Origin of the sequence: Xanthocytophaga agilis, from assembly GCF_030068605.1 — a bacterium.
In the GTDB taxonomy this organism is placed as follows: Bacteria; Bacteroidota; Bacteroidia; order Cytophagales; family 172606-1; genus Xanthocytophaga; species Xanthocytophaga agilis.
On sequence record NZ_JASJOU010000009.1, the window covers coordinates 73,140 to 86,743 of the forward strand.

General features: G+C 38.7%; 15 protein-coding genes. 4 read left to right on the forward strand and 11 right to left on the reverse strand.

Annotation, left to right across the window (positions count from 1 at the left end; all coding sequences use genetic code 11):
• Positions 1–66: 66 nt before the first annotated feature.
• The 3 genes from QNI22_RS23530 to QNI22_RS40355 all read right to left on the reverse strand — a co-directional run bounded on the left by QNI22_RS23530 (position 67) and on the right by QNI22_RS40355 (position 709).
• Positions 67–192 carry a hypothetical protein gene (locus QNI22_RS23530; RefSeq protein ID WP_314514293.1) on the reverse strand — a complete coding sequence of 42 codons (126 nt, stop codon included), beginning with the start codon at positions 190–192 and terminating at the stop codon, positions 67–69.
• An 11-nt stretch (positions 193–203) separates the two neighbouring features.
• Positions 204–446 carry a hypothetical protein gene (locus QNI22_RS23535; protein WP_314514294.1) on the reverse strand — a complete coding sequence of 81 codons (243 nt, stop codon included), beginning with the start codon at positions 444–446 and terminating at the stop codon, positions 204–206.
• Between the two features lie 146 nt (positions 447–592).
• Positions 593–709, reverse strand: coding sequence for a hypothetical protein (locus QNI22_RS40355; RefSeq protein ID WP_419836244.1), 117 nt, complete (start codon positions 707–709; stop codon positions 593–595).
• A gap of 529 nt (positions 710–1,238) precedes the next feature.
• On the opposite strand from QNI22_RS40355, the gene QNI22_RS23540 reads away from it, so the two are divergent.
• Positions 1,239–1,946 carry a class I SAM-dependent methyltransferase gene (locus QNI22_RS23540; protein WP_314514296.1) on the forward strand — a complete coding sequence of 236 codons (708 nt, stop codon included), beginning with the start codon at positions 1,239–1,241 and terminating at the stop codon, positions 1,944–1,946.
• A 12-nt stretch (positions 1,947–1,958) separates the two neighbouring features.
• Entirely contained in the window at positions 1,959–2,894 is a 936-nt protein-coding gene (locus QNI22_RS23545) for a glycosyltransferase family 2 protein (protein ID WP_314514297.1), read from the forward strand.
• Positions 2,895–3,124: 230 nt separating this feature from the next.
• Here QNI22_RS23545 and QNI22_RS23550 read toward each other — a convergent pair whose 3' ends face one another.
• The 8 genes from QNI22_RS23550 to QNI22_RS23585 all read right to left on the reverse strand — a co-directional run bounded on the left by QNI22_RS23550 (position 3,125) and on the right by QNI22_RS23585 (position 11,789).
• Complete coding sequence (locus QNI22_RS23550; protein ID WP_314514294.1) at positions 3,125–3,367, reverse strand: hypothetical protein; 243 nt, start codon at positions 3,365–3,367, stop codon at positions 3,125–3,127.
• Positions 3,368–3,511: 144 nt separating this feature from the next.
• A complete protein-coding gene (locus QNI22_RS23555; protein WP_314514298.1) occupies positions 3,512–5,305 on the reverse strand; it encodes a DUF885 domain-containing protein in 1,794 nt (597 codons plus the stop codon).
• A gap of 115 nt (positions 5,306–5,420) precedes the next feature.
• On the reverse strand, positions 5,421–6,488 hold the full coding sequence (locus QNI22_RS23560; RefSeq protein ID WP_314514300.1) for a hypothetical protein: 1,068 nt from the start codon (positions 6,486–6,488) through the stop codon (positions 5,421–5,423).
• Positions 6,489–6,563: 75 nt separating this feature from the next.
• Positions 6,564–7,490, reverse strand: coding sequence for a homoserine kinase (locus QNI22_RS23565; protein ID WP_314514301.1), 927 nt, complete (start codon positions 7,488–7,490; stop codon positions 6,564–6,566).
• Between the two features lie 56 nt (positions 7,491–7,546).
• Positions 7,547–8,224: a hypothetical protein gene (locus tag QNI22_RS23570; protein WP_314514303.1), complete on the reverse strand. Its 678-nt coding sequence runs from the start codon at positions 8,222–8,224 to the stop codon at positions 7,547–7,549.
• A 21-nt stretch (positions 8,225–8,245) separates the two neighbouring features.
• Positions 8,246–8,608, reverse strand: coding sequence for an endonuclease domain-containing protein (locus QNI22_RS23575; RefSeq protein ID WP_314514304.1), 363 nt, complete (start codon positions 8,606–8,608; stop codon positions 8,246–8,248).
• Between the two features lie 140 nt (positions 8,609–8,748).
• Positions 8,749–11,196 carry a bifunctional aspartate kinase/homoserine dehydrogenase I gene (gene thrA, locus QNI22_RS23580; protein WP_314514305.1) on the reverse strand — a complete coding sequence of 816 codons (2,448 nt, stop codon included), beginning with the start codon at positions 11,194–11,196 and terminating at the stop codon, positions 8,749–8,751.
• Between the two features lie 110 nt (positions 11,197–11,306).
• Positions 11,307–11,789 (reverse strand): DinB family protein, encoded by a 483-nt coding sequence (locus QNI22_RS23585; protein WP_313982582.1) that lies wholly within the window; start codon positions 11,787–11,789, stop codon positions 11,307–11,309.
• A 383-nt stretch (positions 11,790–12,172) separates the two neighbouring features.
• Between QNI22_RS23585 and fdhD the strand changes: the two genes are divergently transcribed.
• Positions 12,173–12,982: a formate dehydrogenase accessory sulfurtransferase FdhD gene (fdhD, locus tag QNI22_RS23590; protein ID WP_314514306.1), complete on the forward strand. Its 810-nt coding sequence runs from the start codon at positions 12,173–12,175 to the stop codon at positions 12,980–12,982.
• An 18-nt stretch (positions 12,983–13,000) separates the two neighbouring features.
• On the forward strand, positions 13,001–13,603 hold the full coding sequence (locus tag QNI22_RS23595; protein ID WP_314514308.1) for a DUF6368 family protein: 603 nt from the start codon (positions 13,001–13,003) through the stop codon (positions 13,601–13,603).
• The last annotated feature ends 1 nt before the right edge of the window (position 13,604 follow it).

A 13,604-nucleotide genomic window follows, 5' to 3' on the forward strand; every position in this document is an offset into this window, starting at 1 on the left:
GCGTTTTTTTACACACAAACAAAATCATTCCTGGAAAGAAGGTACTTAGCCAATCCTAAAGACATTTTATAGCCCATTCGATAAACTCATCTGGATCAAGTATGGAAAAGCATGAGGATGTCGTCTGCCATCTGGCAGATATCCTTTGCCAAGGCGATTGATAAATTCAGCTGAATTTATCAGCTTTGGCATTTCCTAAAATTTTAAGTTGCATAAATACACTCGGATAAATCTGCAGCATTCCTATACCTGTAGTTCCCGCTACGATTTTCAATAATCCAGTTAATATCCGGATCACAATACAACCGAACAGGAATAGCTTTCAGATAGTGGATATTTCCACCATCTGGAGCTTTCGGATAACAGGATGAGGAGTGTCTTTCGAAGTATGCTATACTGTTTCCATTGTCTGAGCAGACAACGTACCATACATCAAAACCATACATCAAACACAGGCAAACTATACATATATATATACCTCACAGTAGATAAGAATAAAACATTCAAGAAGCTATAGGCTATTCCCAAATACAAAAGCCCCGGTTCTGCATTAAACGTAACCGAAGCTTTTAGAGCTTGTCTTAAAATAGTTTTAGAGTCTTCTTAATATCATATCACTAGCAGCAATGTAAATCAGATTTTCGCTACTTTGGGTTGTCTTTTCATAGTCCTTATTGAGTCGTATGTGAAAAGATAACCAAGCAAAGATTCTTTCTACTACCTATCGTCTGCGCAAAACCACAAATCCGGATTGAGCTTCATTTCGCTTCACTATCTGTCACGGCCAATTGCAGAGCTGTTTGACCCATTGAACCAGTTCGTTTCCCTGATAGCCTCTGTCACCCCAAACCAGTTTGATTCTTCGACGCAGATTGGAAACCAGCTTTGAGGATCTGATCTTTTAAAGCAACATTTTTTCAATGCTTTTTTTGCTAACAACTATTTTAAGACAGCCTCTTAGATTATTTTGTAAAGGTTTCAAAGGCATCTTTTGTGTTACTCCTTTACCTATTCTTCAGTGAATAGTGGGTGGCTACGTCCCTAAAAAAAGGTTCGGATTGCTACAGAATATATCCCATTTGCTCCTTTAAAAATATCTCTCAGTAATCCACTATACCCAAAAACGCCAATAAATAACTCTATTTAACATCTTATAATATATAAATATGGCATCTTTGTCAGATTGTTTGCATGCTTTGTAATAGAATTTGTAATATTGCACTTCTAAAACTTTTCAAATGACTAATGAATTTGTGTATACAGGCGATGATGTCCTTGATGTGATGTCTAAATTTGCCGTGAAACGGAATAAAGCAGTTGAATCGTTGATAACGACTTCCTTTAATCTTGATAAGTTAACTTCTCAAGTTAAATTATTAGAATTTGGAGCTGGACGTGGCGAATTCATAAATCGATTTCGAAATAAGCAATATATCCAGACATTGGCCACTGATTTAGATGAAGACTATTGCCTGAAACTATCACAAAATCATACTGCTTTTCACACACTTGACGAGTTGCCCTACCCTGTCAATTTTATTTTTGCGATTGATGTACTTGAACATATAGAGGATGATCTGGCAATTTTAAAGCAAATGCATCAATCTTTGACTAGTGGAGGTAAAATATTTATTTATGTTCCAGCTCGTCAGGAATTATATTCTCAATTTGATAAACAGATAGGGCATTTCCGCAGATATCATCTTAAAGACTTAAAAAATAAAGCTCTTCAGGCTGGCTTTACTATTGACTCTTTACGATATCACGACTTCTTAGGTTATTTTGCTGCATACTACAATAAGTTTTTCTTCAAGGAAAATGATACTCTTAATAGCAAAGCAGTAAGTATTTACGATACCTATTTAGTACCAGTCTCCAATGTAATTGAGAAGCTACTTGTAAAACCGTTTATAGGAAAAGACTTGCTTCTAGTAGCTTCTAAATGATATACCGATACAATGATATCTTTAGTTATACCTATTTATAATGAAGAACTGCTAATTGAGAAGCTTTTTTATAGGTGTACTCAGGCATTATCTACCATTACAGAAGATTTTGAAATTATCTGTGTTGATGATGGCAGTCAGGATAGAAGTTTGGAAATCCTCAAATCATTCCATAAGAAAGACACCAGATTTAAAGTATTAGTTCTCTCACGCAATTTTGGACACCAAGCTGCTTATACAGCAGGTCTTCAACATGCAAAAGGCGAATATATTGCGATGATGGATGGCGACCTCCAAGACCCCCCAGAATTACTGGCATCTATGCATCAGAAGTTATTGTCTGAACAGTTAGATATTGTACATGGTAAAAGACAAAAGCGGAAAGAACAATGGGGCAAAAAGGCATTAATCAAACTTTTTCATTTTGTATTTAAGCGTTTCTCACAAATAAGTGATGTAAATGATGTGGGTAATTTTTCTATCATGAATCGGAAAGCCTTAAATGCCTTCTTATCACTTACAGAAAAGAATAGATATCTTCCAGGTTTACGTTTCTTTATAGGCTTTACTCAAGGATTTGTCTACTATGATCGGGAAGACAGACAAGATGGAGAAGCTAAGATGAGCACTCTTAAGTTAATTAATTTAGCTCTGGATGCAATCTTTTCTTTTTCAGACCTTCCCATCAAAATATGTTTGTATACAGGTCTTATTGGTATGATTTTGTTTTTCTTTGCAGGGCTATATACGCTTATTAGTAAAATAATAGGTATAGCCATTATCGGTTGGTCTTCTATTTTACTTAGCTTATACTTTTTGGGGTCTATTCAACTTCTATTTATGGGAATTTTGGGGGAATACGTTTTCCGGATTTATAAAGAAACTCAACAAAGACCCATCTTTATTGTTAAAGAGTTTTATAGTGAGGAGCGTAACTACAATAATTAACCAATGCTTCATTAATGATTGTCCCTCCTAGATTTTTAACACTAGATAGAAAAACGAGAAGGTTTAGCTCAAAGTCTTGTTCCTAAAGACATTTTATAGCCCATTCGATAAACTCATCTGGATCAAGTATGGAAAAGCATGAGGATGTCGTCTGCCATCTGGCAGATATCCTTTGCCAAGGCGATTGATAAATTCAGCTGAATTTATCAGCTTTGGTATTTCCTAAAATTTTAAGTTGCATAAATACACTCGGATAAATCTGCAGCATTCCTATACCTGTAGTTCCCGCTACGATTTTCAATAATCCAGTTAATATCCGGATCACAATACAACCGAACAGGAATAGCTTTCAGATAGTGGATATTTCCACCATCTGGAGCTTTCGGATAACAGGATGAGGAGTGTCTTTCGAAGTATGCTATACTGTTTCCATTGTCTGAGCAGACAACGTACCATACATCAAAACCATACATCAAACACAGGCAAACTATACATATATATATACCTCACAGTAGATAAGAATAAAACATTCAAGAAGCTATAGGCTATTCCCAAATACAAAAGCCCCGGTTCTGCATTAAACGTAACCGAGGCTTTTAGTTAAATCACTAAGTCTATTATTTCTGAGCAGCAGCCCAGGCATCCATCTTCCGTTCCAGTACATCCAGTGGCAGACAACCATCCTTCAAAAACTCATCATGGAAGGCAGCCAGACTAAACTTGTTGCCAAGTTCTTTTTCGTATTTCGCGCGCAACTCACGAATTTTCAATGCACCAATCTTATAGGATAATGCCTGTCCGGGAACAGCCATGTAGCGTTCAATCTCGGCAACAGCACCTTGTTCAGCAATAGGTTCGTTGTCCATCATGTACTTGATGGCTTGCTCACGTGTCCAGCCTTTGGTGTGAATAGCCACATCCACTACCAGACGAATAGCGCGGTGCATTTCATCACCCAACGCACCCATGTACTGATACGGATCTGTGTATACTCCCAGTTCTTTCCCCAAAGATTCTGTATACAATGCCCAACCTTCCCCATAAGCACTGTTAAACATAAAACGCATAAACTTAGGAAGGGCTGTATTCTCCTGTTGTAAAGACATCTGATAATGGTGTCCGGGAATGGCCTCATGCAGGAATAATGACTCCATACCTGAGGTTACATTAAACTTCTTTGCATCCGGAATAGGTACATAGAAGATACCCGGACGGCTACCATCTGCTGAACCAGGCTGATATTCTGCACTGGCAGAAGCTTCACGAAACGCTTCTGTACGACGGATCTCAAAAGGGGTTTTAGGAGTCTTGTTAAAGATTTTTGCTACATTAGGCTTTATTCTGTCATGAATGTTCTGAAAAGCCTTTAGTACATCCTCAGGTGTTTTATATGGATAGAACTTTGGATCGTCTTTCAAATGGTCAAAGAAAGCTTTCAGGTCTCCTTTGAAACCAACCTGAGTCTTTACAGCTTCCATCTCTCCCTTAATTCGGGCAACTTCTTTTTCTCCCAACTCAAATATTTCTTCCGGTGTTTTATTAGTGGTAGTCCAAAAACGCACATAATAGGCATACAACTCTTTGCCCTTAGGTAATACTCCTATACCAGATGTGGTACGGGCTTTGGGAAGATATTCGTTCTTTAGAAAATCACCCATCTTTTTATACGCAGGTACAATCTGAGTAGTTATAGCTTTCTTAAAGGCTTCTGTCAAACGCGTTTTATCTGCGTCGCTGAAATCTTCCGGAAATTTATTGACAGGTCCATAAAAAATGCTTTTGGTAGGATCAGCTACTACCAGATCATTCATCTGAGGAATCATTTTTACAACCAGTGACTTAGGTAACACCACACCGTCAGCAATTCCTTTTTTGAAGTTACCAATAGCAGTATCTGCCCACACAGTAAACGAGGCAGCCCGCTTTAACCAGTCATCATAATCTTTCACAGAATGAAAAGGATGTGACCCATCTCCACTACCCAGCATACCCATTTGCAAAGGAAGTCCCCAGAATTGCTGGAAAGGAATTTCTTCTGTATGAAATGGAATGCCTTCCAGTTGTATTTTCAGATCACGTTCTAATACATCATAACCAATCTTATCCTGGTCACTTAGCGAATCACGGGAGATTGCTTGTAGCTGACTCAGATACTTTTCATAGAAGCTTTTGGTCTGTCCGATAAACTCCTGTGATATATCATTAGGAAGCTGATCATTGTAGCGATTATCGCCCTGAGAGGTAGCTTCCAATGGGAAAAACTTGAGCCGTTCTTCGTAATACTCGTCAAACAGCTTGGTTAACTTGGGATTTGTTTCTGTCATAGCAGTGGTTTGGCTGGTATCAGTCGATTTAGAGGTACAGGCTGCCAATGCAAGTGCAGCGAACCAAATCAGATAGCGTTTTTTCATACAGGCTAGATTGAGGTTGGATTGGTTTTTAGTTTGGATAAGGATCTTTGGTGCAAAACAGAAATACGAAGTAATTCTGCAAACTTTTATTGAGCCCCTTTATTCTGGAAATATACTATTGAGAAGAAGTAATGTCAAAAGAAAAATCCTGAGCCTGCCCAGTTTTGCTATCAACGGCTCTCACTTGTATCTTATGGATGCCTTTTTCAGTCAGATAACCAGCAAAGTAACGAACAGTCTGATTGTTTTCAGACAAGGTTAGCCCCGTCTTATCTAGCAGCACATGATTGACAGCATTGTAAATAAGGAGGGTAACATTGCTGTTTTTTTTAAACGGCAGAGGTATGGAGACATAGGCATTACTGACGCTGCGTTGATCTATCTGCTGTTGCGATGAACCAATCAATACTGTATTTCCCTCTGTAGTCAGGCCGAGAATCTTATAGGCATAGGTACCTGCTTTAGTTAATGTATCCTGTGTTTCGTAATGATCAACAAAACCACCTGCAGCATTTTTAGTTAGAGGTATCTTTTGGACAATCTGGGAGCGTACATCTGCCTGTCGGCGCCGGAGAATATGAAACTCATTTACCTGAGCAGCGATATCTTCATCTACGGTCCACGATAGATTGACGACTTTACCCTGGACCTCTCCCTTCGCAGTTCCCATTGCTTTGTGATTCATAGGAATTCCAATGGAATGATCACTTACCTGAATGTCAAACTTACAATAATCGTGAAGATACCCGTCCACATTGAGCAGGTACGTATGATTAGGTTTTAATGAATCTAATTGAACATAGATATCATCCTGATTAGCCATAGAGGCACAAGCCAATATCTGATACGTTTTGGTTTCGCAAGGTGTACCATCTATTACTACAAGCTGCACCCCCCGGATATCTTCACATGCCTGCTTTGAAATGTTGACAAAAACAGGACCTTTGACCTGTGAAGTAGTGAAATAAAACCATTGATCATTATGATAGTCAATACATTTTCCTGTTAAGGCTTCATCTACACATTTCCACTGTACAGTACATTTATCTGTTCGGGAAGAATGCCACTGATTAAGCGTAAGTTCCAAACGATTTTCAATATTATCGTTTGGAACCTGGGCAAAACTATTAGTTAGTTGAAGAAATAACCACGCAATACAGATAAGATATTTTTCCAGAGGCATAGGTCTTACTAAAGGATTATTGCTAGTTCTAAAGAATATACAAAAGCTGAGTCAGACAAAAATCCAGTGCCTAAATTATTGTACAATCCTCGGCCCTTGTGTATTAATAGGCGAAACATGGATTTCGCTTTCAATGCCTTGCTGGCTACACATCTGCTGCATGGCTTTTGCGACAGTCTGTGCTGTAGCTTCTGATGTACTTAATGTAAAGATAGAGGGTCCTGAACCAGAGATGCTACATCCTAAAGCACCCGCCTGTAAAGCGGCTGTCTTAATAGATTCAAATCCTGGAATCAATAACGAACGAATAGGCTCTATAATCACATCCTGCAGTGACCGACCGATCAGTTCATAATCGCCTTTAAACAAACCAGCAATAAGCCCTGCAGTATTTCCCCATTGTACTACGGCATCTTTCAGTAAAATCTGTTTACGCAATACCCGACGAGAATCTTCTGTTTTTAATTCAATCTGAGGATGAATCACACTGGCATACAGATTTTCTGGTACAGGTATAGTCACCAGATCCAGTGGATTGTAGCTGCGAACCAATACAAATCCACCCATCAGGGCAGGTGCCACATTATCGGCATGAGCAGAGCCACTGGCTAGCTTCTCTCCCTGCATAGCAAATTGCACCAGATCTTTCCGTTCTAACGGACGTCCCAACAATTCATTAGCTCCGAAAACAGCTGCTGCTGAACTGGCAGCACTACTTCCAATGCCACTACCTGGTTTTATTTTCTTGAGAAAGGTAATTTCAAATCCATGTTCACTACCCAGATGTTGCAGATATGCCTGTAATGCAACCCCTGCTGTATTTTTTTCAGGTGCCAACGGCATGCTGGCAAATTCAGTTTTGTTATGGATCGTAATACCTGGAGTGTCTGTTTTACGAATGGTAATTTCATCGCCAGGGGCATTAAGGGCAAAACCCAGAATATCAAATCCGGCAGCGACGTTGGCTACAGTTGCAGGGGCAAAAATATGTAAGCTATCCAATGGTAAATGAGTAAGTAATAATACAAGAAATAAATAGTTTAATCACCTTAAGAATGTTACTTATTATATGAATTAATTTCACGCGATGTAATATCAATAAGTTGAAATCTCTCAGGCTTTGAATGATGTATCCTTCCTACGATACCAATTCCGTGAACTACACTCTTTTCTAATGAATCCAATTCATAATATATTACTAGTTCACAGGTATCAACTTTTTGCATTTCAGCAGGTACACCTCTTCCTCTAAGTTTTGAATTAAGCGTATCTGGATAGTTTGTGATATATGGTAAATAAAAATAGACATTCTTTTTAGGTAAAAGCCTATAATCAACAGGAGTCCATGGTGTATTAAATATGCATATTTGGAAGTGATCATATCCTATATATGTGATAGAATCACCAGGCTGTTTTCCCAAGTATCTTCCTTTCATATATGCAGATGTAACTACAAAACAAGAATCAGTAGCTGTCAATTGTACAGGGACTGTTGATTCATTACTTATTGAAAGAATGCAATATCTGTTAAAGTTATTTTTCAAATAATACTTAAGACTGGTATCTGTGATTAGTTTGCATAGATCCACAATAGAATTTTGTGAACTATCTATTACCTGAAACTTAATATTATTAAAATATACGTATTCCTCTTTTACTGTCAAAAGCTTACGATCATCGATGGTTTTACAGGCCATACATAAGCTTAAAGCAACAAGCATCCATCTTTGATACATAAATTCTACAACGAGATTGTATCAAGTTAAAGACGACTTAATCAGCTTAACTGCTTTCTCAACATCTTTCACAATATCTTCTTCTCTAAGCTGAATTACCCGAATATTATAATCTTTCAGAGCTTCCTGCTTCTGTACTGAGGAGAAATAAGCATCTGGATGTGTGTGTGCATCGGATTCAATTTCAATTGCCAGCCTTTTCTCTTTACAAAAGAAGGTAAAGACAAAATCGCCAATAGGATGCTGCCAGGAAAAGTCAACACCCAACTGCTTATCTTTGATACGATTCCAAAGCACAATCTCAGCATTTGAACTGAAATCACGCAGGTATTGAGTCAATTCCTGTAAAGCCGGATTAAATGGAAGTTTGTTACTTTCATCCATATAGATTAGGTATTTATAGCGTCCTGGTATCTAACTAATCTCTGGAAGCATGAAAATCAAACTTCCAGAGAACTATCTATTGCCAAAGATACTATTTACTCTTATTCGGGCTTTACTAAGTCTACAAAACTTATAGATTATTAGAAATTTGCAATACGAATAATGTCAGCGAAGATCCCGGCAGCAGTTACTTCGGCTCCGGCACCTGCACCCTTCACAATCAAAGGTCGCACTTTGTACCGTTCTGTCCAGAACAATACCAGATTGTCATTACCTTCTACCTGATAGAACGGACTATCTGGCCCTACTACACGTAATCCTGTACTCAGATTTCCATTTTCATAGACAGCGACATATCGTTGACGGTTTCCTGCTTTCTCTACATCCGAACGAATCGTTTCAAAATAGTCATCATACTTAGGCAAAACGGTAAAGAAATCTTCTATAGAAGTAGCTTTCTGACATTCTTCCGGAAGGAAGTTTTCACTCACTACATCTTTTGCTTCTTTCTTCGCTCCTGCCTCACGACTCAGAATTAATATTTTACGGGCAACATCCAGTCCATTCATATCAATCCGTGGATCTGGCTCAGAATAGCCCAGTTCTTTTGCTTTCTTTACGACAGAGCTAAATGAAACGCCTGCTTTATGCTCATTAAACAGAAAGTTCAATGTACCTGATAGAATGGCCTCAATTTTCAAGATTTTGTCACCACTCTGAGTCAGGTCATTTAAGGTTTTTATTACGGGTAAGCCTGCCCCTACGTTGGTTTCAAACAAAAACTTAGCTCCACGCTGAGTAGCAGTTTGTTTCAGACGTTTGTATAAATCATATCTTCCGGAACAAGCTACCTTGTTGGGAGTTACAATAGAGATACCTCGCTGCAATGATTCTTCGTAAAGATCTACCACATCTTCACTGGCGGTACAATCTACCAGAATGGAGTTACGCAGATTCATTTCATGCATTTTGCCTGCAAATCCGCCCAGAGACATAGCCTCTCCATTGTTATCCAACACATTTTTCCAGTCAGGTAGGTGGATACCATTTTCATCAAACCACATTTTCCGGCTGTTGGCAATACCTGTTACGCGCAGTTCCAGATTGTATTCCTGTAGGAAGTACTCCTGTTGCTCACGCATCTGACGTAGTAACGTCCCTCCTACTGTACCAACTCCAACCAGGAAAATATTAAGCACTCGTGTGTCTGACAAAAAGAAGGCCTCATGTACAATATTCAGTGCTTTGCGGGAATCTGCATTTTGTGTTACAAACGAAATATTATTCTCAGAACTACCTTGGGCAATGGCACGAACGTTTACCCCATTCCGGCCTAGTGATGAAAACAGCTTTCCTGATACGTTAGGGGTATTGCGCATGTTTTCACCTACAATAGCCAGAATACTTAGATCCTGCTCAACAACTACAGGTTCCAATGCATTGCTTTTTAGTTCCTGTACAAATTCGCTTTCAATTAAGGTCTTGGCTTTAGCAGCATCACTGGCATTGATAGCTACAGTGATTGAATGCTCTGATGATGCCTGTGTAATCAGAATTACGTTGATACGTCCGGAAGCCAGAGCACTAAACAAACGTTTGGCAAATCCAGATACACCCACCATACCACTACCATTCAGGGAGATCAAGGCAACGGTATCAATTGAGGATATACCTTTGATCGGTGAACCGTTGTCTACACTCTCTCGTGCTACAAGTGTTCCCTCAGCAGCAGGATTAAATGTATTTTTGATCTTTAACGGAATATTTTTGGCAAGGACAGGTTGTACTGAAGGTGGATACAATACTTTAGCCCCAAAATGAGACAGTTCCAGTGCTTCAATGTATGACAACTGTTTCAATACCATGGTTCTGCGCACCTTCCGTGGGTCAGCTGTCATCATTCCGTCTACATCTGTCCATATTTCCAGCATTTTAGCTTGTAAAGCTGCTGCAATAATAGATCCGGTATAATCAGAGCCACCCCGACCCAATGTAGTAGTTTCATTATTGACAGTAGCACCAATAAAACCACCCATCACAATCAGTTTATCTGTACGGGAGAAATACTTGCGGATGCGTTTGTCTGTTTCTTCAAAATCAACAACCGCATTGCCAAAGTTATCATCTGTAACAATCAACTCACGGCCATCTGCCAATAATGCGTCTAACCCGATCGTTTTAAAGTATTCAGTAATAATAGCCGATGACATACGTTCACCAAAACTCATGACAAAGTCACGGCTTTTGGGAGAAATTTCTTTTAGAAGAAATAATCCCTGTAATACATCTTCCAGTTCATTCAATGTCATTTTGATGGTTGCCACAGTACGTGTCTGGTGCTGAGGGGGCAGCAATTCCTGAATACACTGTAAGTGCTTCTTCTCAATCTCCTTTAGTGTCTGCTGATATGTATCATTTCCCTGAGAAGCCAGTGTACTGACATTGATCAGTTGATCTGTAATGCCAGACATAGCCGAAACCACTACTGCCACCTGACCTTCTGCACGCGCATTTTTAACAATCTCGCCGACCTGCTTCATCATTTCAGCCGACTTTACTGAGGTACCACCAAATTTGAGAACTTTCATAAAATTCAATGAGTGAGTGAAATAATTTATGGATGGTTTAGCTATTGTAGTTACACTTCATCCATATACCACGTTAATTTCTGTTAACTATTTTAATTTTTAGTCTGTGATCAAGCGTTGTATACATTTATAAAGCCACTCTTCCAATCTCCTTCAGGTAAAATCTGCTTTAAATGATGTTTCAGATGTTCCACATAGTCTTTCATAATAAACTCCAGTGTGAATGGCCCGGTGCCTTCAATCGAAATAGTATGAGATAAAACACCTGGATCTACAAATGCAATAATATGAGCAATGTGGTGATTGTATTCTTTCCAGAATGTCACCAAACTATTCCATTCCGCCTTATTATACTGTTGGGCACTTACCCAGAAATTTTGTTTATAACCTACAAAATCCAGATGCTCTTGTGCCATTGTCCGGACAAACTTTTGCTGGTTATTGCAAGCTGAATCGATCAAATGACCCAGAATTTCTTTCTTCGACCATTTTTCAGATGATGGCTTATACGAAGCCTGTTCCGCTGAAACAGCCAGAAGTAAAGGTATTGCCTGTTGCACAATAGTCAACAGATCATCTGCAACATTTTGCATATTAGTGAGTTAATAAGATGGAAAGAATACAGATCAGATATATACTATGTAGACAATCCGATTCAATCAGTAAATCTTTGCTTAGATTAAGCAGATAAAGGAAGGGGCAATATGTAGTATAGTTCCGCCTAGGGGCGGATTGTAGTAATAATAGTAGTGATAGCAATGGTTATTGCTATTGAAAAAATGCCAGTAAATGAAGATATGTTGCCAGAACAATTTTTCATGGCGCAAGATTACAAAACCTGATTCTAAAAATCAAACAATTGTTAAGAGAAAATTTGGCCTATCTTTCCACATCACAAAATATTATAAGACAATCATTCAAACATTTTACCAAAAAAGTAGCTTTACAGTATAACAAGCAACCAACTGAGTAAGACATGACACTATATCCATCTATACCAGCCTATCGATTTGAAGCAGGAAAATATCAGGAAACAGAAGAAAAACTGCTAACAGAGGCTGCTCTGCAAATTAAGATTAATCACAGGCCATATACTGTTACCATGCGGACACCAGGAAGTGAAGCCTGGTTAACAACTGGCTTACTCTTTACAGAAGGAATCATTACAGGAATGAATGATATTTTGTCTCTTCAGGAGACTATTGGAGCCAATGGGCTGGTTCAATCTATAGATATAGGTCTCCCGAAAGAAATCGTAACAAAGAAGCATATCTTTAACCGTAGTATTGCGTCCAGTTCGTCCTGTGGCATCTGTGGTAAAACAGAACTCTGTGACATTGAAATTCCAACAGGCGTTTTGGCAACAGGTGAATTGACTATGGATTTGATCCCATCCTTATTTGAACAGTTACGCAATCATCAAATCCTTTTTGATCAGACAGGAGGTTCTCATGCAGCAGGTATTTTTAATGGAGAGGGACTATTACTCTCTGCTCAGGAGGATATTGGGAGACACAATGCAGTTGATAAAGCGATTGGAGAACTGCTTACTCAACAAACATTGGAACAGGCGAGAATCTTGTGTGTGAGTGGACGTATTTCGTATGAGATTGTAGCCAAATGTGTGCAGGCAGGTATCCCCTTTCTGCTTTCTGTGTCAGCGCCGTCATCACTAGCAGTAGAAACCTGTCAGCACAAAGGAATAACGTTGATTGCCTTTTGCAGGAATGACCGGGCTACAGTGTATACACATACAGAAAGAGTTAAAACAAGTATTCTCATTTAGAATTAGAAAAAGATCACGATGGCAGGTGCAAGTGCGACAATACTTATTGATCGAGAATGGACATCTTCTGAACAAAAGATATTGGATGATATGCTTAGTAAAACAGCAATAATTATAGAGGATAACAACTATTTTGTTGTTAATAACACCTTTGCTATTGGAGGAAAACAACACGAAGAATACCAATCCTTTACATATACTATTTTCAACATCAATGACGAGGCAAGTTATTCTTCAGATGAATGCAATCAGATTAATGAAGTGTTTCATAGTATACCTGTAACTGCAATAGACTTCTCTGCAGTTACATCTAGGACAAACGTAAGGATGCTTGGAGAGATCGTATTATACATTGCCAATAAACTAAATGGCATTATTGATTTTGGAGGAGAATTACTGCCGGAGAAAGCCTATAAGGAAAATGATTTCTGGTGGATTATTGAAAAAGCAAATTGGAACGAAGTCGAACACTACTATACTGAAATGATTAGAGAAATACCAGGTACTATAATCTGTATTCACTATCATACTGAGGGCAACCGGCACTGGGTTTACAATATATGTGATGTTCTCTTTATGAAAAGCTGGCTAGATCATCCAGAATTTCAATTAATTAAATAAG

Bases quoted from the DNA above. Each gene is read 5' to 3' on its own strand.
- fdhD (WP_314514306.1), top strand. From the start codon at position 12,173: ATGACACTATATCCATCTATACCAGCCTATCGATTTGAAGCAGGAAAA.
- QNI22_RS23570 (WP_314514303.1), bottom strand. From the start codon at position 8,224: ATGTATCAAAGATGGATGCTTGTTGCTTTAAGCTTATGTATGGCCTGT.
- QNI22_RS23575 (WP_314514304.1), bottom strand. From the start codon at position 8,608: ATGGATGAAAGTAACAAACTTCCATTTAATCCGGCTTTACAGGAATTG.
- thrA (WP_314514305.1), bottom strand. From the start codon at position 11,196: ATGAAAGTTCTCAAATTTGGTGGTACCTCAGTAAAGTCGGCTGAAATG.
- QNI22_RS23595 (WP_314514308.1), top strand. From the start codon at position 13,001: ATGGCAGGTGCAAGTGCGACAATACTTATTGATCGAGAATGGACATCT.
- QNI22_RS23545 (WP_314514297.1), top strand. From the start codon at position 1,959: ATGATATCTTTAGTTATACCTATTTATAATGAAGAACTGCTAATTGAG.
- QNI22_RS23540 (WP_314514296.1), top strand. From the start codon at position 1,239: ATGACTAATGAATTTGTGTATACAGGCGATGATGTCCTTGATGTGATG.
- QNI22_RS23530 (WP_314514293.1), bottom strand. From the start codon at position 192: ATGCCAAAGCTGATAAATTCAGCTGAATTTATCAATCGCCTTGGCAAA.
- QNI22_RS23585 (WP_313982582.1), bottom strand. From the start codon at position 11,789: ATGCAAAATGTTGCAGATGATCTGTTGACTATTGTGCAACAGGCAATA.
- QNI22_RS23550 (WP_314514294.1), bottom strand. From the start codon at position 3,367: ATGTATGGTTTTGATGTATGGTACGTTGTCTGCTCAGACAATGGAAAC.
- QNI22_RS23555 (WP_314514298.1), bottom strand. From the start codon at position 5,305: ATGAAAAAACGCTATCTGATTTGGTTCGCTGCACTTGCATTGGCAGCC.
- QNI22_RS23560 (WP_314514300.1), bottom strand. From the start codon at position 6,488: ATGCCTCTGGAAAAATATCTTATCTGTATTGCGTGGTTATTTCTTCAA.
- QNI22_RS23535 (WP_314514294.1), bottom strand. From the start codon at position 446: ATGTATGGTTTTGATGTATGGTACGTTGTCTGCTCAGACAATGGAAAC.